This is a genomic window from Aliiroseovarius marinus, from assembly GCF_050881025.1.
Lineage (GTDB): Bacteria > Pseudomonadota > Alphaproteobacteria > Rhodobacterales > Rhodobacteraceae > Aliiroseovarius > Aliiroseovarius marinus_A.
The window spans coordinates 390,001-411,324 of sequence record NZ_JBNNXQ010000001.1 but is presented as its reverse complement, the minus strand read 5'-3'; the positions used below and the strand labels follow the sequence as shown (position 1 = coordinate 411,324).

The 21,324-nt window shown below is 59.0% G+C and carries 21 protein-coding genes and 1 tRNA gene (1 of these 22 only partly in view); 14 read left to right on the top strand and 8 right to left on the bottom strand.

Annotated elements, in window-relative coordinates:
• Positions 1–167 precede the first annotated feature (167 nt).
• From ACRY08_RS01920 to ACRY08_RS01895, 6 genes are all read left to right on the top strand, one after another.
• Complete coding sequence (locus tag ACRY08_RS01920) at positions 168–2,333, top strand: AMP-binding protein (RefSeq protein ID WP_432448143.1); 2,166 nt, start codon at positions 168–170, stop codon at positions 2,331–2,333.
• The gene (locus ACRY08_RS01915; protein WP_432448142.1) at positions 2,330–3,154 is read left to right on the top strand and encodes an ABC transporter ATP-binding protein; all 825 of its coding nucleotides are present in this window, start codon (positions 2,330–2,332) and stop codon (positions 3,152–3,154) included. Before ACRY08_RS01920 ends, ACRY08_RS01915 begins: the two co-directional genes overlap by 4 nt.
• 11 nt (positions 3,155–3,165) lie before the next feature.
• Complete coding sequence (locus tag ACRY08_RS01910) at positions 3,166–4,152, top strand: branched-chain amino acid ABC transporter permease (RefSeq protein WP_432448141.1); 987 nt, start codon at positions 3,166–3,168, stop codon at positions 4,150–4,152.
• Between the two features lie 3 nt (positions 4,153–4,155).
• On the top strand, positions 4,156–5,232 hold the full coding sequence (locus tag ACRY08_RS01905; RefSeq protein ID WP_432448140.1) for a branched-chain amino acid ABC transporter permease: 1,077 nt from the start codon (positions 4,156–4,158) through the stop codon (positions 5,230–5,232).
• Between the two features lie 109 nt (positions 5,233–5,341).
• Positions 5,342–6,628, top strand: a complete 1,287-nt coding sequence (locus tag ACRY08_RS01900) for an ABC transporter substrate-binding protein (protein ID WP_432448138.1) — start codon at positions 5,342–5,344, stop codon at positions 6,626–6,628.
• An 83-nt stretch (positions 6,629–6,711) separates the two neighbouring features.
• Complete coding sequence (locus ACRY08_RS01895) at positions 6,712–7,536, top strand: ABC transporter ATP-binding protein (RefSeq protein ID WP_432448137.1); 825 nt, start codon at positions 6,712–6,714, stop codon at positions 7,534–7,536.
• A 95-nt stretch (positions 7,537–7,631) separates the two neighbouring features.
• Here the strand turns inward: ACRY08_RS01895 and ACRY08_RS01890 are convergent, their stop codons facing one another.
• Positions 7,632–8,444, bottom strand: a complete 813-nt coding sequence (locus ACRY08_RS01890; RefSeq protein ID WP_432448136.1) for a hypothetical protein — start codon at positions 8,442–8,444, stop codon at positions 7,632–7,634.
• A 112-nt stretch (positions 8,445–8,556) separates the two neighbouring features.
• Between ACRY08_RS01890 and ACRY08_RS01885 the strand changes: the two genes are divergently transcribed.
• Positions 8,557–9,777 (top strand): phenylacetate--CoA ligase family protein, encoded by a 1,221-nt coding sequence (locus ACRY08_RS01885; RefSeq protein WP_432448134.1) that lies wholly within the window; start codon positions 8,557–8,559, stop codon positions 9,775–9,777.
• A gap of 194 nt (positions 9,778–9,971) precedes the next feature.
• On the opposite strand, the gene ykgO is transcribed toward ACRY08_RS01885, so the two are convergent.
• Together ykgO and ACRY08_RS01875 are read right to left on the bottom strand one after the other, a co-directional pair.
• Positions 9,972–10,097 carry a type B 50S ribosomal protein L36 gene (gene ykgO, locus ACRY08_RS01880; protein ID WP_039685556.1) on the bottom strand — a complete coding sequence of 42 codons (126 nt, stop codon included), beginning with the start codon at positions 10,095–10,097 and terminating at the stop codon, positions 9,972–9,974.
• Between the two features lie 81 nt (positions 10,098–10,178).
• Positions 10,179–10,253 (bottom strand) — tRNA-Val (locus tag ACRY08_RS01875).
• A 158-nt stretch (positions 10,254–10,411) separates the two neighbouring features.
• On the opposite strand from ACRY08_RS01875, the gene ACRY08_RS01870 reads away from it, so the two are divergent.
• Positions 10,412–11,272: an N-formylglutamate amidohydrolase gene (locus ACRY08_RS01870; RefSeq protein WP_432448132.1), complete on the top strand. Its 861-nt coding sequence runs from the start codon at positions 10,412–10,414 to the stop codon at positions 11,270–11,272.
• Positions 11,273–11,399: 127 nt separating this feature from the next.
• Here the strand turns inward: ACRY08_RS01870 and ACRY08_RS01865 are convergent, their stop codons facing one another.
• Positions 11,400–12,653, bottom strand: coding sequence for a DNA polymerase IV (locus ACRY08_RS01865; protein ID WP_432448131.1), 1,254 nt, complete (start codon positions 12,651–12,653; stop codon positions 11,400–11,402).
• 51 nt (positions 12,654–12,704) lie between these two features.
• On the opposite strand from ACRY08_RS01865, the gene ACRY08_RS01860 reads away from it, so the two are divergent.
• From ACRY08_RS01860 to ACRY08_RS01850, 3 genes are all read left to right on the top strand, one after another.
• Positions 12,705–13,130 (top strand): NUDIX hydrolase, encoded by a 426-nt coding sequence (locus ACRY08_RS01860; RefSeq protein WP_432448130.1) that lies wholly within the window; start codon positions 12,705–12,707, stop codon positions 13,128–13,130.
• A gap of 66 nt (positions 13,131–13,196) precedes the next feature.
• Positions 13,197–14,084: an SPFH domain-containing protein gene (locus ACRY08_RS01855; protein WP_432448129.1), complete on the top strand. Its 888-nt coding sequence runs from the start codon at positions 13,197–13,199 to the stop codon at positions 14,082–14,084.
• A complete protein-coding gene (locus tag ACRY08_RS01850; protein WP_432448128.1) occupies positions 14,084–14,353 on the top strand; it encodes an NfeD family protein in 270 nt (89 codons plus the stop codon). Before ACRY08_RS01855 ends, ACRY08_RS01850 begins: the two co-directional genes overlap by 1 nt.
• 72 nt (positions 14,354–14,425) lie before the next feature.
• Here the strand turns inward: ACRY08_RS01850 and pyrF are convergent, their stop codons facing one another.
• Positions 14,426–15,121 carry an orotidine-5'-phosphate decarboxylase gene (gene pyrF, locus ACRY08_RS01845; RefSeq protein ID WP_432448127.1) on the bottom strand — a complete coding sequence of 232 codons (696 nt, stop codon included), beginning with the start codon at positions 15,119–15,121 and terminating at the stop codon, positions 14,426–14,428.
• Between the two features lie 53 nt (positions 15,122–15,174).
• A complete protein-coding gene (locus ACRY08_RS01840) occupies positions 15,175–15,453 on the bottom strand; it encodes a hypothetical protein (RefSeq protein WP_432448125.1) in 279 nt (92 codons plus the stop codon).
• Positions 15,454–15,652: 199 nt separating this feature from the next.
• Between ACRY08_RS01840 and clpB the strand changes: the two genes are divergently transcribed.
• The gene (gene clpB / locus ACRY08_RS01835; protein ID WP_432448124.1) at positions 15,653–18,268 is read left to right on the top strand and encodes an ATP-dependent chaperone ClpB; all 2,616 of its coding nucleotides are present in this window, start codon (positions 15,653–15,655) and stop codon (positions 18,266–18,268) included.
• A gap of 182 nt (positions 18,269–18,450) precedes the next feature.
• Here the strand turns inward: clpB and ACRY08_RS01830 are convergent, their stop codons facing one another.
• Positions 18,451–18,684: a hypothetical protein gene (locus ACRY08_RS01830; RefSeq protein ID WP_432448123.1), complete on the bottom strand. Its 234-nt coding sequence runs from the start codon at positions 18,682–18,684 to the stop codon at positions 18,451–18,453.
• 364 nt (positions 18,685–19,048) lie between these two features.
• Between ACRY08_RS01830 and ACRY08_RS01825 the strand changes: the two genes are divergently transcribed.
• Positions 19,049–20,554, top strand: a complete 1,506-nt coding sequence (locus tag ACRY08_RS01825; protein ID WP_432448121.1) for an FMN-binding glutamate synthase family protein — start codon at positions 19,049–19,051, stop codon at positions 20,552–20,554.
• Here ACRY08_RS01825 and ACRY08_RS01820 read toward each other — a convergent pair.
• Complete coding sequence (locus ACRY08_RS01820) at positions 20,518–20,913, bottom strand: hypothetical protein (protein ID WP_432448119.1); 396 nt, start codon at positions 20,911–20,913, stop codon at positions 20,518–20,520. The genes ACRY08_RS01825 and ACRY08_RS01820 overlap by 37 nt on opposite strands.
• 105 nt (positions 20,914–21,018) lie before the next feature.
• Here ACRY08_RS01820 and ACRY08_RS01815 point away from each other — a divergent pair, with 105 nt between their 5' ends.
• Positions 21,019–21,324 carry the 5' portion of a winged helix-turn-helix transcriptional regulator gene (locus ACRY08_RS01815; protein WP_432448118.1) on the top strand. It continues 111 nt past the right edge of the window, so 306 of the gene's 417 nt are visible here — the first part of the coding sequence; it begins with the start codon at positions 21,019–21,021; the stop codon falls past the right edge of the window.

The following is a 21,324-nucleotide window of genomic DNA, read 5'->3' as shown; positions in this document are numbered from 1 at the left end:
GGCGGGATTTTCGTGCAAAATCCGATCTGTAACAATTCGATACATTTGCGAAAAAGTGCCGAAACCTTTGACCCCGAGTTTTTTTACGTCAGGGTTGAGGGTGAAGATTCGCCGACAACCAGACCCCAGAATTGGGAACGTCGGCCAATCGACGGTGGGAGGAACACTTGGCACAAGAACTAGCCTCTGCAGGCGCGTTTGCCTCGATTCCAGCGCTACTCGCGCGGAATGTGAAGGAATATGGAAATCGCCCGGCTTATCGGGAGAAGGAATTTGGGATCTGGCAAAGCTGGACCTGGGCTGAGGCCGCTGAAGAGATTCAGAACCTCGCTTTGGGTCTTTTGGCTTTGGGGATCAACCGCGGGGACCACGTGGCCATCATTGGCCGCAACCGTCCGGCCCATTATTGGGCGATGGTGGCCGCACAGAAAGTTGGCGCTGTACCCGTGCCGCTTTATCAGGATGCGGTGGTCGAAGAGATGGAATACGTGCTGGACCATTGCGGCGCACGTTTTGTCATCTGCGGAGATCAGGAACAGGTCGATAAAGTCATCGAGGTGCAGGACAAGATCCATCACATCGAACATGTGCTTTATTACGACAAGCGTGGTCTGCGCAAATACGACCACAGCCATCTGCACTGGTATCACGACATTCAGGAAGAAGGCCGCGTGGCCCATGCGCGTCTGGAAGACGAAATGGCAGCCCGCGAAGCCGAGCTGGGTTATGACAGCACCTGCGTGATGCTTTACACCTCGGGCACCACCGGTCGTCCGAAAGGTGTGGTTCTGTCGAACCGCAACATCATCGAAAGCGCAAAGAACTCGTCCGAGTTTGATCGCCTTGGCACCAACGAAGACATTCTTGCTTATCTGCCGATGGCATGGGTGGGTGACTTCATCTTCTCGCTGGGTCAGGCCATGTGGACCGGTTTTTGCGTGAACTGCCCGGAATCGGCAGACACGATGATGACCGACCTGCGCGAAATCGGGCCGACCTACTACTTCGCCCCGCCGCGCGTGTTTGAAACCCAGCTGACCAACGTGATGATCCGTATGGAAGACAGCGGCGATCTGAAATACGCCCTGTTCCACCATTTCATGGACTTCGCGAAAGCAGGCGCCGGTGAGAAATACGGCATGCCCAAGCGCAAGGTCACGACCCAGAAGAAGACGCTGGAGCAAAAACTGCGCCACGGCTTCAACTACGCGATGGGCATCGGTTTCGCGGCTGAAACGATTGTCGAAAACGCAATTCGTCTTGGCTTTGCGAAACTGCGCCACGGTTCGAAAGCGCGTGATCATTTCAAGGCAAAAGACCCGCTGGGGCTGAAGCTCTATCGCGGTAGCCTGCAGGAATACTTCAAGTATCGCTGTGGTGACGTGCTGGTTTACGGGCCCTTGAAAGACACGCTGGGCTTTGGCCGCATCCGGGTGGGTTACACCGCCGGTGAAGCCATCGGTCCGGAGATTTTCGCCTTCTACCGCTCGATGGGGATCAACCTCAAACAGCTCTACGGCCAGACCGAGGCGACCGTGTTCATCACAGTCCAGCCGGATGGCGAAGTGCGCAACGATACCGTGGGTGTGCCTGCGCCGGGCGTGGAAATTCGCCTGGAAGACAATGGCGAGATCTTCTACCGCTCGCCCGGCACGTTTGTGGAATATTACAACAACCCGGAATCGACCGCTGACACCAAGGACCCGGAAGGGTGGGTCGCAACCGGTGATGCTGGCTTCTTCGACAAGAAGAACGGCCACCTGCGCATCATCGACCGCGCCAAGGATGTGGGCAAGATGGCCGATGGCCGGATGTTCGCGCCGAAATATGTCGAGAACAAACTGAAGTTCTACCCGGATATTCTGGAGGCTGTTGTCTTCGGCAATGACCGCGACATGTGCACGGCCTTCATCAACATCGACCTGACCGCCGTCGGCAACTGGGCAGAGCGTAACAACGTGGCCTATGCCTCCTATCAGGAACTGGCCGGCCATCCCGACGTTGTTTCGACCATTCAGGAACACGTTGAAACGGTCAACAAGTCGGTTGCTGAAGACGAGATGCTGTCGGGTTGTCAGATCCACCGCTTCCTGATCCTTCACAAGGAACTGGACGCAGATGACGGCGAGATGACCCGCACCCGGAAAGTGCGTCGTAAGATCGTCGAGGAGAAATACAAACCTCTGATCGACGCGCTTTATGGCGGCAAATCCGAGCAATATATCGAAACCGAGGTCACCTACGAGGATGGCCGCAAGGGTTCGATCAACGCCACCCTCGAAATCCGCGATGCGGCTGTGGTTGGCACCAAACAGGGGATGGCGGCAGAATGACGACCGATATGAACGCCGACAGCTACGTCACCGAAGACGGGCGCACCATTGGCCCCGTTGTCATGGACCTCAAGAACATCACGCTGCGCTTTGGCGGTGTGGTTGCGATCAAGGACATCAGCTTTGATATCCGCGAAGGCGAGATCCGCGCGATCATCGGCCCAAACGGGGCTGGTAAGTCCTCGATGCTGAACGTCATCTCGGGGTTTTATAAACCCCAGGAAGGCGAGGTTTGGTTCCGTGGGTCGAAACGCCCGCCCATGCGCCCCTATCAGGTGGCGCAGCAGGGTCTGGCCCGGACTTTCCAGAACATCGCGCTGTTTGACGGCATGACCGTGCTGGACAACATCATGACCGGCCGCCTGAACAAGATGAGCTCGAACCTGTTTCAACAGGCCATCTGGAAGGGCAAAGCGGAACGCGAAGAGCTGGAAAACCGCGAAGCCTGCGAGAAGGTCATCGACTTTCTTGAAATTCAGCACATCCGCAAGACGCCCGTGGGGCGCCTGCCTTACGGTCTGAAGAAACGTGTGGAACTGGCGCGCGCGCTGGCTGCTGAACCGTCGCTGCTTTTGCTCGACGAACCGATGGCCGGCATGAACGTAGAGGAAAAAGAGGACATGTCCCGCTTTATTCTCGACATGAATGACGAGTTCGGAACCACCATCGCCCTGATCGAACACGATATGGGCGTGGTCATGGACCTGTCCGACCGCGTGGTCGTGATGGATTACGGCAAGAAAATCGGGGACGGCACACCGGACGAGGTGCGCAACAACCAGGATGTGATCGACGCCTATCTCGGCGTGTCGCACGACTAAGGGGGGAGATCATGCCTGAACAACTACTCTTTGCGATGGAGGTTACCCTCAACGGCCTGATGGCCGGGGTACTCTACGCACTCGTCGCGCTGGGCTTTGTCTTGATCTTCAAGGCGTCCGGTATCTTCAACTATGCTCAAGGTGTTATGGCGCTGTTTGCGGCCTTGACGCTGGTGGGCATTCAGCAGGGCCAAGTGCCCTTCAGCCACCTGATCAATGCGGTTTTCGGCACGCATATTCATCACTTCCCGTGGCAAGTGCCGTCGATCATCGCGATCATTTTGGCGGCCGGGGTCATGGTGCTCTTTGCCTGGATCGTTGAGAAATACATCCTGCAGCACCTGATCGGCCAACCCGACATCATCCTGTTCATGGCGACCATTGGTCTGGCCTATTTCATGGAAGGCTTCGGGGACATCATGTGGGGGTCCGAGATCAAGACGCTTGATGTTGGCCTGCCACAGGGCATGAACATGGCCATCGACAACCTGACCTACAACGCCTTCGGCTACGGGTTCTTCATCGACAACCTCGATCTGGTCGCAACGCTTGTGGCGATCATTCTGGTGACCGCGCTGGTGATCTTCTCGCAGTATACCAAGCAGGGCCGTGCCCTTCGCGCGGTGGCAGATGACCACTCGGCAGCCCTGTCGGTCGGCATCTCGCTGCGCTTCATCTGGGTTCTGGTCTGGTCGATTGCGGGCTTCGTGGCTCTGGTTGCAGGCATCATGTGGGGCGCCAAGTCCGGCGTGCAGTTCTCGCTGTCGCTGATTGCCCTGAAAGCTCTGCCAGTTTTGATGCTGGGTGGTTTCACCTCGATCCCGGGCGCCATCATCGGCGGTCTGATCATCGGTGTGGGCGAGCAGCTTTTCGAATTTGCCATCGGCCCGTTGGTCGGCGGTGCAACCCAGAACTGGTTCGCCTATGTGCTGGCTCTGGTCTTCCTGATCTTCAGGCCACAGGGCCTGTTTGGCGAAAAAATCATCGAGAGGGTATGATCCATGTTTTACCGTGAAGCCGGTGATTTCAAGACGTCCTACAAGGACGACAACCAGACCTTCCCGATCCGCCTGGATCGCATGGGGTACTATATCGCGATGTTCGTGGCCTTCTGCGTCATCCCGTTCTTCGTCAACGACTACTGGGTGAACTCGGTCTTTGCCCCGTTCCTGATCTACGCCATCGCGGCGCTGGGCCTGAACATCCTGACCGGCTATGCTGGTCAGGTGTCACTGGGTACCGGGGGGTTCATGGCTGTGGGCGCTTATGCGGTCTACAAGCTGATGGTTGCCTTCCCGGAGGTGTCGATCGTGATCCACGTATTGCTGGCCGGTGGCATCACCGCCGTCGTTGGGGTCCTGTTCGGCCTGCCGTCGCTGCGCATCAAGGGGTTCTACCTTGCCGTGGCCACGCTTGCTGCCCAGTTCTTTCTGGTCTGGGTCTTCAACAAGGTGCCGTGGTTCTACAACTACTCGGCATCTGGGCAGATCAACGCGCCTGAGCGTTCTGTCTTCGGCGTGATCGTGACCGGCCCTAATACGGAAGCCTGGGCGAAATACCTGATCTGTTTGGTGTTCGTCGTGGTGCTGGCTTGGGTGGCCCGCAACCTGACGCGCGGCATGATGGGGCGCCAGTGGATGGGCATCCGCGATATGGACATTGCGGCCGAGATCATCGGGGTGAACCCGCTGATGGCCAAGCTGACGGCCTTTGCGGTCTCGTCCTTCTTTGTCGGTGTTGCTGGCGCATTGTTCTTCGCCGTGTATCTTGGCGCCGCAGAAGCAGGCGAAAGCTTCGGCATCGCCAAATCGTTCCTGATCCTCTTCATGATCATCATCGGTGGTCTGGGGTCGATCTTCGGCAGCTTTGCAGGCGCAGCCTTCATGGTCCTGATGCCGGTTCTGCTGAAGAACGTGCTGGTGGGTGGCCTTGGCTGGCCGACCGATCTGGCAGCGCATTTCGAGTTCATGATCGTCGGTGGACTTATCGTGATCTTCCTGATCCTCGAACCGCACGGTCTGGCGCAACTGTGGCGCCTGACGAAAGAGAAACTGCGTCTGTGGCCCTTCCCGCACTAAGGGCCCCGGACATCCATCTGGTGTGTTGATCCTTCGAGGAGGAGGATCAGCCCACCGATCCAACGTGACCCGAATGGGCACAAACACTTGCTATCTAGGGAGGAAGCAAATGAAATTTACGAAACTTGCAGCGGCCAGCGTTACGGCCCTTATGGTGGCGACCCCGGTCCTTGCGGATCTGGTGTTCCCCTCGCTCAGCTATCGCACCGGCCCTTACGCCGCGGGCGGCATCCCCTATGCTGACGGCTTTGCCGACTATTTCACGCTTCTGAATGAACGTGACGGTGGTATCGGTGGCGTCGCGGTCAACGTGATCGAATGTGAAACCGGCTATAACACCGAAAAAGGCGTTGAATGCTACGAGTCGACCAAGGGCGAAGGCGCTCTGGTGTATAACCCGCTGTCGACCGGCATCACCTATCAGCTGATCCCCAAAGTGACCGCTGACAACATTCCGCTCTACACCCCCGGCTACGGTCGTACCTCGGCAGCCAACGGCAAGGTGTTCTCGAACGTCTTCAACTTCCCGGCCAACTACTGGAACGCGGCTTCGCTGGCTGTGAACCACCTGCTCGAGATCAATGGCGGCGACATCAAGGGCAAGAAAATCGCCCTGCTGTACCACAACTCTGCCTACGGCAAAGAGCCGATCCGCACGCTGGAAGGCCTGGCTGAAAAGCACGGCTTCGAACTGGTTGCCATCCCTGTTGACCACCCCGGTCAGGAACAGAAATCGCAGTGGCTGCAGATCCGTCGTGAGCGTCCCGACAATGTCCTGATGTGGGGCTGGGGCGTGATGAACCAGGTTGCCATTCAGGAAGCCGCCAACATCCGCTATCCGATGGAGAACTTCATCGGTGTGTGGTGGTCGGGTGGTGACCACGATGTGACCCCGGCTGGCGACGCAGCCAATGGCTACAAGGCTGTGACCTTCCACGCGGTTGGTGACGACTTCCCGGTGTTTGCTGACATTCAGAAACACGTTGTGGATGCTGGCAAAGCGGCTGGTGCGGGCGACAACATCGGCAAAGCTATCTACAACCGTGGCGTCTATGCGGCGATGCTGTTGGCAGAGGCTGCCAAGAAAGCTCAGGAGTTGAGCGGCACCGCAGACATCACCGCAGCGCAGATGCGCGACGGTCTGGAAGCGCTTGAAATCACCGAAGCACGCATGGCCGAACTGGGCATGGGCGGCTTTGGCCCCTCGTTCACCGTAAGCTGTGAGAACCACGGCGGACCGGGCACTGGTGCGATCCAGCAATGGGACGCTGCCGCTGGCAAGTGGGCGCTGATTTCTGACTTCGGCGCGTCGGACATGGATGTGATCCAGCCGCTGATCGACGAAGACTCGGCTGCCTATGCCGCTGAAAACAGCATCACCGAGCGCTGCAACTGAGCAACGCTTTGTGACGAAACCGTCCGGGCCTGACAGGGCCCGGACACCCCCCAGGGACATGATTACGAACAGGACGACCTGATATGCTGGACGCCGCAAAGACAGACGAGACCCTTCTGGAGGTCAACAATATCGAGGTGATCTACAATCACGTGATCCTCGTGTTGAAAGGCGTAAGCCTGACCGTGCCCAAGGGTGGTATTACGGCCCTTCTGGGCGGCAACGGCGCGGGCAAGACGACCACGCTGAAAGCTGTCTCGAACCTTCTGCAAGCCGAACGCGGCGAAGTCACGAAGGGCTCGATCGAGCACAAGGGCGAAAACATTGCCGAACAGAACCCGGCCGCTTTGGTAAAGCGTGGGGTCATTCAGGTGATGGAAGGCCGCCATTGTTTTGAACACCTGACGGTTGAAGAAAACCTGCTGACGGGCGCTTATACACGCACCCAGGGCAAGGCCGCGATCGCGCGCGATCTTGAGATGGTCTATGAATATTTTCCGCGCTTGAGAGAGCGCCGCAAGAGCCAGGCCGGGTATACGTCTGGTGGTGAGCAGCAGATGGTTGCCATGGGGCGCGCTCTGATGTCGAACCCCGAGATGATCTTGTTGGACGAACCCTCGATGGGTCTGGCCCCGCAGCTTGTGGAGCAGATCTTCGAGATCGTGAAACGTCTGAACGAAGAACAGGGCGTGACCTTCCTCTTGGCCGAGCAGAACACCAATGTGGCGCTGAAATATGCCCATTACGGGTATATTCTGGAAAACGGCCGCATCGTGATGGACGGCCCGGCCGCAGAACTGCGCGAAAACCCGGATGTGAAAGAGTTTTATCTCGGCATGTCCGACGAAGGCCGCAAGAGCTTCCGTGATGTACGGTCTTACCGCCGCCGGAAGCGTTGGCTGGCCTGATGCACTTGAAAACGTGGCATAAATTGTCGGCACCTCGTGTGTCGACGGGTGCCCTGCGCGCAATTGGCCGGGCCGTAGCCCGCGTGAATTGTCGCTCAGGCCACGCGGGCGCGCATGGCGTCCAACTCGGCCAGCGCGGCCCTACGGTCGCGCGGTTCGGGTTGGTGCAGCGCCACGATTTGCGCCGCATTGTCACGGGGTTCGGCTGTGCCGTATCCAACCTGCCCAAGCGCGTAGCTCAGACGCAACCGCTTGGCCGCGCGCGATTGGGACAGCCATGCGGGCTGTTCAACGCGCAGCCCTTCAGTGTTGATCAGAAAGAACCATTTTTGACCGGTTTCCTCCAACATCATCGCGATGGTGCCATAGACCACATCGACGTCGCCAGAATGGCGCAGGGTCAGGCCGGACAGGTCAATTTCAGCCAACCGGCCGGTATCGGTCAACGTCAATCGGCCAGAGATCTGCGCCGCATCATATTGCGGCGTCCGGTCCAGTTTCGCCACACGTTGCGAGGGGAAGCTGGCGATCCGCGCCAGGGCCGCATCGCGACCCGCGAACAGGTTCGGATTGAACGCATCGGTTCCCGCAGTGCGCGCCAGTTCCTTGCGCGTGATGTCACTGTCATCCAGCTTCACGCTGCCCTGACTATGCGCTTTGGTCAGCGCCTTGCCGCGTCGGCTTTGCGAGGTCCAGGCAAAGCTGTCAACGCGCATGCCGGTGACGTTCAGCAAGATGAACCACTTGTCTTCTCCACTTGCGGCAATCGCCGCGTGGATCTGGTCGTAGACATCGTTCACGATCTGCGAACTGCCCAGGGTCAGGCCCGAGAAATCGATCTCGACCATCTGGGTGGTCTCGTCAAAAAGAATGCGGTCTGTCATGTCGATCATGATGAAACGGCCCATGCTGCGTTGCAGCACACACTAACGCAAACCAACATAGGTATACAATTGCATGCAGCGCATGGCCGGGTTTCCCCCTGCTCAACGCTGCCGCTGCAACGAAAGGGTCCCCACCATGTCTGAGTATTTCGACACCCTTGAAACCCGCTCGGCGGATGAACGCGCTGCTGGTCTGGCCGATGCCTTGCCCAAGCAGATTGCCAAAGCCAAGGCGCTAAGCGGTTACGCCACGCTTCTGGCGGATGTGGACCCGGCCAAGATCACCTCGGCCGAGGCGCTCGCCGCACTTCCCGTGTTGCGCAAATCCGAGATTGGCAAATCGCAGGCTGAAAACGGCCCTCTGGGCGGGTTTGGTGGCCTGCCGACCCATGAGTTTTCCCATATCTTTCAAAGCCCTGGCCCGATCTATGAACCCGGTGGTGTCGGTCATGACTGGTGGCGCATGGGCCGCTTTCTGAATGCCTGTGGCATTGGAAAAGGGGACATCGTTCAGAACTGCTTTGGCTATCATCTGACCCCTGCTGGCATGATTTTTGAAAACGGTGCACGTGCGGTGGGCGCGGCTGTTGTTCCGGCTGGTGTTGGCCAGACCGAATTGCAGGTGCGCGCGGCTGCAGATATCGGCACCACGGCCTATGCAGGCACACCGGACTATCTGAAAATCATCCTCGACCGTGCGGATGCGGATGGCATCAAGCTGAAGATCACCAAAGCGGCCGTGGGCGGTGGGGCGCTCTTTCCCAGCCTGCGTCAGGAATATGCGGATCGTGGCATCACCTGCCTGCAAAGTTATGCCACTGCCGATCTGGGCAACGTGGCTTATGAAAGCGATGCGATGGAAGGTATGATTGTCGATGAAGGCGTGATCGTCGAGATCGTGCGCCCCGGCACCGGAGACCCCGTGGCACCCGGTGAGGTGGGCGAGGTCGTGGTGACCACGCTGAACCCCGATTACCCGCTGATCCGCTTTGCCACGGGCGACCTGTCGGCTGTGCTGCCCGGTGTCAGCCCCTGTGGGCGCACCAATATGCGCATCAAAGGCTGGATGGGCCGCGCTGACCAAACCGCCAAGATCAAGGGTATGTTCGTGCGCCCCGAGCAGGTCGCAGATTTCGTCGCCAAACATGCCGAGATCGCCAAGGCCCGCGTGATTGCCACCCGTGTTGGCGAAATGGACGCGATGACCGTGCAGGTCGAGGCCGAGGGAGGCGATGCAGATGCCTATGCCAAGTCGGTGGCCGATACGCTGAAGCTGAAAGGCAAGATCGAGCTGGTGACCCCCGGCAGTCTGCCCAACGATGGCATCGTCATCGACGATCAGCGCGTCTACGACTGAGACCGAAACACTTCAACCAGAGTTTCCTCCTGGAAGGGGCTGGGGCAACCCGGCCCTTTTTCTTGTTTCGGGCAGGAACGATCTGTGGGCCCGGTTATTCTGTGGGCCCGGTTATTGTCTCGGCTGCTTCCCATGCATCAGACACAAAAAAGCCGCCCATTGGGCGGCCTTTTCAACGAACGCTGCTAAAGCGATCAGCCCTGGCGGGCTTTGAACCGGCGCTGCGTCTTGTTGATCACGTATACGCGGCCTTTACGGCGCACGATACGGCAATCGCGGTGACGGTTTTTCAGCGAGCGGAGCGAGTTACGAACTTTCATGGTCCATCTCCTTCAACGCGGCGCTGCGGTTGCGCCTAGGCTTCATTTTGCCATCTGACCCTGCAGTCGTCCGGCGGTTCATGGTGGGCGATACTGGGATCGAACCAGTGACCCCTTCGATGTCAACGAAGTGCTCTACCGCTGAGCTAATCGCCCGAAAATCTTAGCTGAACAAGCTCAAAAGAGCCAATCCAAACAACGCGACGCGGGAATTCCCGCGCCGGTTCGCGTTCCTATAAAAGGAGTCGGGGTCATGTGCAAGGGCTTTTGGTCAGAGAATTTTTGCCTTTATATGTAATGACAAAGAGGTGTGCATGTCCCAAGAACCTTTCCATCTTGCTGAACCTGCCGAATTGAACAGCGCGGTGCTGTTTGCCTCGCCCCATAGCGGGCGGCATTACCCATGGGAATTCCTTGATCGCTCCATTTTGGACGAGCGCGCAATCCGGTCCTCTGAAGATGCCTTTGTCGACCAGCTTTTTGCCTCGGCCCCCCGTCATGGCGCGGCTTTTCTGACAGCAAATGCGCCGCGTGCCTATGTGGATCTGAACCGAGGCGCCGACGAACTGGACCCCGCGCTGATCAAAGGCTTGCGCCACAGCCATACCAATGCGCGGGTGACATCGGGGCTGGGGGTCATTCCGCGCGTCGTCTCGGGTGGCCGGGCCATCTATCGTGGAAAGATCACACTGGGAGAGGCGCAACGGCGGCTGAACAGCTATTGGCATCCCTATCACCGGGCATTGCAGGCGTTGCTTGATCAGCGACGTGCGCGTTTTGGTCAGGCGATCCTGATCGATTGTCATTCCATGCCACATGAAGCCGTGGCCGGTCTGGCCAGTCGCAATTGCCCCGCACCACAGGTGGTTCTGGGGGACCGCTTTGGGGCTTCGGCGGACAGCCGGATCGTGGAGCAGGTCGAAGCGGCCTTTACGCGCGCCGGCTTCATCACATCGCGCAACACCCCGTTTGCGGGGGCCTATATGGCTCACCACTATGGCCGCCCATCGCGTGGGCAGCATGTGGTGCAGGTCGAAATTGACCGCGCGCTTTACATGAACGAGGCCTCGATCCGCCCGAATGCGAATTTCCACGCGGTGCGGGATCGGTTGTCGGATGTCATCGCCGATCTTGTAGAGATCGGGCAAGGCGATATCGCTTTGGCGGCCGAATAGCCTTTGGAGTGCGTTAAAGCGTTTCGAGATTAACTTGAGACATAAGTTGATTTCGAAACGCCCACAACGTGGGTAGGTTCCGCGCGTTTCGTCTCATTGTTGTGCCTCAACAATAAGTCGAAACGCTTTAGCGCAGCGCTCGCCCCTTGCGAATGATCGACTTGCCAAACTTCTCACGCAACTTGTCCGTGGCGCGTTCGGCGGCGCGCCGTTTTGCGGCGTTCGGGTCCAGAAGGTCATCAGAACGGTCGGCGTCCTGCGCCGGGCCAAGGTGGCTGATGCCGACGCCGATCAGGCGAAATGGTCCTTCGGCGATCACGGTGTCAAAAAGCCCGCGCGCTGTGCGGTATATGCGGTCTGTCGATTGGGTGCTGTCGCCCAGATTGCTTTGCCGGGTGAGGCTGCGGAAATCCGCGCGTTTCAGTTTCAACGTGACCACCTGACCGGCAAGGTCTTTTGCTTTTGCCCGGTCGGCGACCTGTTCGGACAGGCGCCACAAGTGGCCATCCAGAAGATCCGCATCTGACGTGTCTTCGAAAAAGGTCGTTTCCTTGGAAATGGACTTCACTGGCGCATGCGCGCTGACGCGGCGCCGGTCCTCGCCGCGCGCCAGATGCCAGAGCCGTTCGCCCATACCGCCGAACCGCAGGAGCAGGTCATCCTTTTCCCATCTCAGCAGGTCTGCGAATGTGCGGATGCCCGCTTTATCAAGCGCGGCTTGGCTGACGCCGCCCACGCCCCAGATCAGCCCCACGGGTTTGTCGCGCAGAAAATCGGCTGTTTCGGCTTTCCCGATCACGGAAAACCCGCGCGGCTTGTCCAGATCCGAGGCCACTTTGGCCAGAAACTTGTTGTGGCTGAGCCCGATGGACCCGGTCAGCCCAAGTTCATCCTCCATGCGTTTCACAAGCCCCGCCAGCATCACCGCTGGGGCGGCGTGGTGAAGCTTGTCTGTGCCTGTCATATCCAGAAAAGCTTCGTCCAGCGACAGGGGCTCCACCGAGGGGGTCAGGTCATCCATCATTGCCCGGATCTGCTTTGACACGGCCGCATAGTGGCTGCCACGCGGGCGGATCACCACCGCATCGGGGCAAAGCTTCAGCGCCTGAAACATCGGCATGGCCGACCGCACCCCGCGAATGCGGGCCACATAGCAGGCGGTTGACACCACGCCGCGCCGCCCGCCGCCAATGATCACCGGCTTGTCAGCCAGCTCGGGTGCATCGCGCTTTTCGACCGAGGCATAAAAGGCGTCACAATCCATGTGCGCGATGCTCAGCTCAAACAGTTCGGGATGTGATATTACCCGTGGGCTGCGGCATTTGGGGCAGCGGCGCCCCGCATCAAAGGGGGTCAGGCAAGATCGGCACAGCGATGGCATGGCGTGAAATTAGCGGATGCGCGGGCGGGTCACAAACCCTAGAGTGCGCTCATGAAAAAACAGGACTTCAACGGGGCGAAGTTGGTGCTGGTGATTGGTGATCAGCTGGTGACTATCCTGCGCGATGATCGTCCTGACATTGTGTGGCCGAATATGTGGGACTTTCCCGGCGGTGGGCGCGAAGGCATGGAAAGCCCCGCGGACTGTGTTTTGCGCGAAACACACGAAGAACTGGGGCTTGCGCTGCCTCCTTCGGCGCTTGTCTGGGCGCAGGACTTCCCAAATCTGGACAATCGCGCCCAGCGGTCATGGTGGTTTGGCGCAGTACTGCCCAAAGGTCATGAGGATCAAATCCAGTTTGGGGATGAGGGGCAGCGCTGGCGGTTGATGTCGCCAGAACGTTGGCTGAATGACCCGCGTGCCATCCCGACCTTCAAACCTCGATTGCGGCTGGCACTGGTTGGGTTGGGGCTATGACGGATTGAAAATCCCGCCAAAAGCCCCCATCTTTAAGACAATGACTGACAGTGAAAGGTCCTTTTTATGAACGAGATTCCAGCCGAGCTTGGCGGCGGCAATGCCGTATTGCTGCTGCTTGCTTTCTTCCTGATCCTTGCCGTTTTTCTGGGCGTCAAGATCGTGCCGCAGAGCCAGAAATACGTGGTCGAGCGGTTCGGACGTCTTCAGTCGGTATTGGGGCCGGGGATCAACTTCATCGTGCCGTTTCTGGACCGCGTGCGCCACAAGGTCAGCATTCTGGAGCGCCAGTTGCCCACCGCCAGTCAGGACGCGATCACCTCGGACAACGTGTTGGTGCAGGTGGAAACCAGCGTTTTCTACCGTATCTTGGAGCCTGAAAAGACGGTCTACCGTATCCGCGACGTGGATGCAGCGATTGCCACCACGGTGGCGGGCATCGTGCGCGCGGGCATCGGCGAGATGGAGCTGGACGAGGTGCAATCCAACCGACAGCAGCTGATCAGCCAGATCAAACAGCAGGTCGCCGATGCGGTGGATGACTGGGGGATCGAAGTCACGCGGGCCGAGATTCTGGACGTGAATCTGGATGCGGCCACCCGCGAGGCGATGTTGCAGCAGTTGAATGCGGAACGCGCGCGGCGGGCGCAGGTCACCGAGGCCGAGGGCCAGCGCCGGGCTGTGGAACTGGCCGCAGATGCCGAGCTTTATGCCGCCCAGAAAGAGGCCGAGGCGCGCCGGATCACGGCGGATGCCGAAGCCTATGCCACCGAGGTTGTGGCCAAGGCGATCAAGGAAAACGGAATCGAGGCCGCGCAGTATCAGGTGGCATTGAAACAGGTCGAAGCCCTGACCGCCGTCGGCGCGGGAGAGGGCAAGCAGACCGTCATTTTGCCGGCCCATGCGATTGATGCCTTCGGGGATGCGTTCAAGTTGTTGAAGGGGAAATCGTGATGTTGTGGTCTGTTTGGTGGGTCTGGGTGGCAGGCGCGATTGCGTTGGGCATTCTTGAAATGCTGGCACCTGGTTTCATTTTCCTGGGCTTCGCGGTTGGCGCGGGGGTCGTTGGGCTGTTGCTGCTTTTGGGACTATCGCCCAGCCTGCCGTGGCTTTTGGTGGTTTTTGCCGTGATCTCGATCGCGGCATGGATTGGCATGCGGCGGGTTTTCGGCGTGCGTCAGGGGCAGGCCAAAACATGGGATACGGATATCAATGAAATGTAGCGCGTTTCGGTTTCGACGCACCCAGTTTTTAACCCCGTCTCGACACCGAGGCGGGGTTTTTCGTTTGTAGGCTCAGATGGCCGCAAGCTCGGCCAGCACGGCTTCGGCGGCCGCGCGCTGATTTTCTGCATTTCGGATCGGGCGGCCAACCACAATATGATCCGCACCATCCTGAATGGCCTGAGCGGGGGTGGCCACCCGCTTTTGATCCCCCAATGCCGTCCCTGCGGGCCGCACGCCCGGCGTGACGATCAATTTGCCCGTCGCCTCTGGCAGGGCGCGGATCAGCTTGGCCTCCTGCGGGCTGGCGATGACCCCATCGGCACCGGCCTCCATCGCGCGCGCGGCGCGTTCCAGAACCAGGTCCTGCACGTCGCCTTGTTTGATCAGGCTTGCATCCAGATCCGACCGGTCCAGCGAGGTCAGGATGGTCACGGCAAGGATTTTCATATCCTTGGCGCCTTTACCTTCCTGAGCGGCCCGCACCACATGGGGGTCGCCATGAACTGTCAGGAAATCCAGATCAAACTGCGCCAGACCGCGTACCGCGGCCTCGACCGTGTTGCCGATGTCGAAAAGTTTCATGTCGAGGAAGATTTTCTTGCCCAGCTCAGTCTTGAGCTCGTTGGCCAGCGCCAAACCACCTCCGGTCAGCATGCCAAGCCCAATCTTATAGAAATTCACCGCATCCCCCAGCGTTTCGGCCATTTTTAGGCCCTCCAGCGCATTGGGGACATCAAGGGCAACAATCAGGCGGTCGTCGGACATGGTGGGGCTCCTTTATTTGGCCCCGTGGTAACCGCAGCTGCGATGTTTGGCAATCAGGCGACCATAGGGCCGTAGTCGGCATCCATCGACAATTCCTGCCTGCCATTGCGATATTCCGGCATGCGGCGCGCTTGCCGCAAGGCGTCGTCGATCAGTGCTTTGCGAATGGTCATCGGCTCTGCATGTTCATCCATAGCGGCGCGAGACAGGTAATAGCCGTCGCTGACAAGATTGCCCGCCGCGTCGGACAGGCGCAGCACCACCTGTGCGAAATGCGCCCCGGCTTGGGCGTTGAAGACTGTTTCTGAGATCTCGACATCAGTGACGCGCATTTTCGGTCCCCTCGTTACTGTGAACACAACGAATCTGCCTCAAGTTTGTGGCAAAATTCGTTCACTATTTAGGGGACTATTTGGAAAGTCGCGTCATCTTGTATTTTTGTCAGGTGCTTCCCATTTTGAAACTGAGGCCCAATGGAATGTGCCGCAGGGGCGGGCATTCCGAATATGGGCGCTTGAGAAGGAGAGTGATATGGACTTGTCGAAGTTCACCGAGCGGTCGCGCGGCTTCATTCAGGCTGCACAGACCATCGCCATGCGCGAAAACCACCAAAGACTGGTTCCCGAACATTTGCTGAAGGCCCTTATGGATGACGAGGAAGGCATGAGCGCCAACCTGATCACCAAGGCAGGCGGTGCGCCCGATCGCGTGCGTGCGGCCGTCGATGCGGCGATTGGCAAGCTGTCCAAGGTCACGGGCGATGGCGCTCAGGTCTATATGGACAATAAAACGGCCAGCGTGATCGACGAGGCGCAGAAGCTGGCCAAACAGGCGGGCGACAGTTTTGTGCCTGTTGAACGGCTGCTGACGGCTTTGGCCGTTGTGAAATCGAACGCGCGGGATGCGTTGGATGCGGGTGCCGTGGACGCCAAGAAATTGAACGCCGCGATCAATCAGGTCCGTCAGGGCCGCACGGCAGATAGTGCCAGTGCCGAAGACAGCTATGAAGCGCTGTCGAAATACGCGCGCGATCTGACCGAGGCGGCTGCTGAGGGTAAGATCGACCCGATTATTGGGCGTGACGAAGAGATTCGCCGCGCGATGCAGGTGCTGAGTCGCCGCACCAAGAACAACCCGGTTCTGATCGGTGAGCCCGGCGTGGGTAAAACCGCGATTGCGGAAGGCTTGGCCCTGCGCATCATCAATGGTGACGTGCCTGAAAGCCTGCGCAATAAAAAGCTGATGGCGCTGGATATGGGTGCCTTGATCGCTGGTGCGAAGTACCGCGGTGAGTTCGAGGAACGCCTGAAAGCGGTCCTGAACGAAGTGACCGCCGCGGCGGGCGAAATCATCTTGTTCATCGACGAAATGCACACGCTTGTGGGTGCGGGTAAATCGGATGGCGCGATGGATGCGGCCAACTTGATCAAGCCTGCGCTGGCGCGCGGCGAGCTGCACTGTGTGGGCGCCACGACGCTGGATGAATACCGCAAATATGTCGAGAAAGACGCGGCTTTGGCCCGTCGCTTCCAGCCTGTGATGGTTGAGGAACCGACGGTTGAGGACACGATCTCGATCCTGCGGGGCATCAAGGAAAAATACGAGCTGCACCACGGGGTGCGGATCTCGGACAGCGCCTTGGTGGCAGCCTCGACCTTGTCGCACCGCTATATCACCGACCGTTTCCTGCCCGACAAGGCCATCGACCTTGTGGACGAAGCGGCCAGCCGTTTGCGCATGGAAGTGGACTCAAAACCCGAAGAGCTGGATGCGCTCGACCGTCAGATCCTGCAAATGCAGATCGAGGCCGAAGCGCTGCGCGTTGAGGACGACAAGGCGTCGAAAGACCGGCTTGAAAAGCTCGAGGCTGAGTTGTCGGACCTGAGCGAGAAATCCGCCAGCCTGACCGCCAAGTGGCAGTCCGAACGCGACAAGCTGGAAGGTGCGCGCGATCTGAAAGAACAGCTGGACCGGGCGCGGGCAGAACTGGACGGTGCCAAGCGCGAGGGCAATCTGGCGAAGGCGGGTGAGCTGTCTTACGGCGTCATTCCGGGGCTTGAGAAGAAGCTCGAGGAAGCCGAAGGCGCCGAGGCCGACATGATGGTCGAGGAAGCCGTGCGCCCAGAACAGATTGCCTCGGTGGTCGAACGCTGGACCGGTATTCCGACCTCGAAAATGCTGGAAGGCGAACGCGAAAAACTTCTGCGCATGGAAGAGGACCTTGGCCGTCGCGTGATCGGGCAGGGCTCTGCGGTGACCGCGCTGTCCAACGCTGTGCGCCGCGCGCGGGCTGGTCTGAACGACGAAAACCGCCCGCTGGGCTCGTTCCTGTTCCTTGGGCCGACCGGCGTGGGCAAGACCGAGCTGACCAAGGCCGTGGCGGACTTCCTCTTTGACGACGACAGCGCGATGGTGCGTATCGACATGTCCGAGTTCATGGAGAAACACGCGGTCGCCCGCCTGATCGGTGCGCCTCCGGGCTATGTCGGCTATGACGAAGGCGGCGTGTTGACCGAAGCCGTGCGGCGCAGGCCTTATCAGGTTGTGCTGTTCGACGAGGTCGAGAAAGCGCACCCGGATGTGTTCAACGTGCTTTTGCAGGTCTTGGACGATGGTGTCCTGACCGACGGGCAGGGGCGCACCGTGGATTTCAAGCAAACGCTGATCATCCTGACCTCGAACCTTGGCGCGCAGGCGCTGAGCCAATTGCCCGATGGGGCGGATGCGTCGGACGCGAAGCGGGATGTGATGGACGCGGTGCGCGCGCATTTCCGCCCCGAGTTCCTGAACCGTCTGGATGAAACGATCATCTTCGATCGCCTGACCCGCGAAGACATGGATGGTATTGTCGACATTCAGCTGGGTCGCCTGACCAAACGTCTGGGGCGGCGCAACATTTCGCTTGATCTGGACGAGGCGGCGAAGAAGTGGTTGGCGGACGAGGGCTATGACCCGGTCTTCGGTGCGCGGCCTCTGAAGCGCGTGATCCAGCGTGCGCTTCAGAACCAGCTGGCAGAGATGCTGCTGGCGGGTGATGTGATGGATGGCGACACCATCACGGTCAGCGCAGGCGCTGATGGGCTTTTGGTGGGTGACCGCGTGTCATCGTCCAACCGCAAGCCGCCCGAGGATGCCGTGGTGCACTAAGTGCCCGGAACACAGCTATATATAAAGTCGCGCCCGCCAGGGAATATCTGGCGGGCGCAGTCTTTCGTGAGTGGTGCGTCTGGGGAGACGACGCATGGTGCCAGAGGCGATGGGTCACGCGACCTTTTGGCCCGGTGGTAGGGGATCGGGGCAAGCGGCCATCGTGATGCGCCTCGGGACCGTCAGGTTTCGCTGGGGATCAAACCTGCTTCCTGAGCCGCAGCAAGTTCATCCGCGTCCAGTGTCCCGTCGTCATTTGTGTCAGCCGTGGAAAATGCCTCGGGCGTGACATCTGCATACATGGAGACCATTTCATCAATGGTCACCACGCCATCCCCATCTGCGTCCAGCCCGTCTGCGAAAGCAGCGCTTGAAGCGGCAAGGACCAGAACACTTGCGAAAGATGCAATTTTCATTTGTAGAACTCCGTGAGTTGGGTTGTGAGTTGTTCGTGTTATCGAGCACGCCGGTAGACGGCGCGGGGACAACCCAACATTGGGGACCGCCCGGTTCACCCGGAAAAGGTAAGTCTCGGTAAAATCGGCAGGGGATCGCGAAAATACCCTCAACCCATAGGCGAAAAACATCTGGTCCAAAGCAGGAATTTGCCACTGGCGGCTTCCGTCCGGTTCCAGCCGGGCTGATCGGCGGCGCTTTGCCCAAAAAACGTATCTGCGCGCGGCTGGCGGGAATTTGCGCGCACCCACGGAAATGTCAGCGCGCGCGTCTTTCCCCCAGCGCCCAGAGCGCTACACTTGCCCGGACAACGGAGGGTATGTGATGCAATCAATGTTCTGGGCAATCGAGCTTTTGGCGCAGGTGTTGATCTTTCTGGTCGGCGTGGCATTGGCCGTGGTCGTGGTGCTTTACCTGATCGACCGGTTGCAAACCCATGACGCGGTGCGCCGCAATTATCCGGTCATCGGCCGGTTCCGCGCGTTGTTTTCCAACCTTGGCGAGTTTTTCCGCCAGTATTTCTTTGCCATGGATCGCGAAGAGCTGCCGTTCAACCGCGCGCAGCGTCACTGGGTGGAACGCACGGCCTCTGGCCATGGCAACACGGTGGCCTTTGGGTCGACCCGCAACCTTTCCGTCACCGGAACGCCCATCTTTGTGAACGCAGCCTTCCCGCCCTTGGGCAGCCAATATGCCCAGACAGCCCCCATGGTGATCGGACCCCATGCGCGTATGCCTTATAAGGCCAAATCTTTCTTCAACCTGTCAGGCATGAGCTTTGGTGCCCTGTCACGCCCCGCCGTCGAGGCTTTGTCCATGGGCACCGCGAAAGCGGGCGTTTGGATGAACACGGGCGAGGGTGGTCTGTCGCCTTATCATCTGAAAGGCGGGGGCGACGTGGTGTTTCAGATCGGCACCGCGAAATACGGGGTGCGCGATCATGACGGTAACCTGTCTGACGAGAAGCTGCGCGAGGCAGCGGCCCACCCCGAGGTGAAGATGTTTGAGCTGAAGCTGGCGCAGGGCGCCAAGCCCGGCAAAGGCGGCATTCTGCCCGCGGAAAAGGTCTCGGCCGAGATTGCGGAGATCCGGGGCATTCGCGAAGGCGAGGCCTCCATATCGCCCAACCGCCATCCAGAGGTCGACGATTGGGATGATCTCTTGGATATGCTTGTTCATATTCGAGAGGTCACCGGCAAACCGGTTGGGTTCAAAACCGTGATCGGCGCGATTGAGCCATTTGAAGAGCTGTTTGACCGGATCGCCGCGCGTGACCCCAAGGATGCCCCGGATTTCATCACCATTGATGGGGGCGAGGGCGGCACGGGGGCCGCGCCGATGCCTTTGATTGATCTGGTGGGCATGCCTATTCGCGAGGCGTTGCCGCAGATCGTCGACTTGCGGGATGCGCGTGGGCTGCATGATCGTATCCGCATCATCGCCTCGGGCAAACTGGTCAATCCCGGTGACGTGGCCTGGGCGATTTGTGCGGGCGCGGATTTCATCGTCTCGGCGCGTGGCTTCATGTTCTCGCTGGGTTGCATTCAGGCGTTGAAGTGCAACAAGAACACCTGCCCCACCGGCATCACAACCCATGATCCGCGCTTTCAAAAGGGTCTGGTGCCCGAGGATAAATACGAGAAGGTCGCGCGCTATGCCAAGGGCATCGTGAAAGAGGTCGAGACCATCGCCCATTCGGTCGGTGTGGCCGAGCCGCGTCAGATGCGCAGGCGGCACGTGCGGCTGGTGCAGGATAGCGGGCGATCCATTCCGATGAACGAGATTTATCCGTCTTACGCGACGGAGTTGAGCAAAGGGATCAAAGCCTGATCAGGAAAGGCCAGGGTCAGCAGAAATCCCGCGCCGGCGCCACCGAAGACCCACATCGAAAAGCGCAGCTTGGGGTGAGAATTCCATGCAAGCAACATTGTCGCGGCACCCAAGTTCACGACAATGCCCACCAGAATGAGATCGAAGGGAAGCGCGCCGGATAGTGAATTTGTCAAAGCGGCACCATATATGGCGACAAGTGCCAGAAGACCGATCCCGCAAAACCGATAGATCATGGGATTGTCTCCGTATTGACCGTGCAGGCTGTTAAGTCTCTTTTGGTCCCCAAAGAGATAGAGATTGATGAGTGGTAGGGTTAGTATGATCTTGGCGAGCAAAAGAAGCGATAAAGCAGACATGTGCGAATCCTGAGTTTGATTTCCGAACTCAGATGACGCTAGAATGGCTAGGTATCAATGTCAAACTCAGAATCATATGTTCAGTTTTCTCCTAAACGCTGCGGTATGGCCAAAGCCGCTGAGCTGTTGGGGGATCGCTGGAGTTTGCTGATTATTCGCGAGCTTTTTTACGGCGTTCACAAATTCGAGGCGATACGGCAGGATATCTCGATCCCCAAGTCGGTGTTGTCGTCGCGATTGGCAACAATGACCGAAGCCGGAATTGTCGAAAAGCACCCATATAAACCCGAAGGCGCCCGCACGCGGTATGAGTATCACCTGACAAGCGCAGGGAAGGGGTTGGCGGTTTCGCTTCTCGCGCTCTTGGAATGGGGAAACAAACACAGAGAAATCGACGGGGTGCCGTTTAAG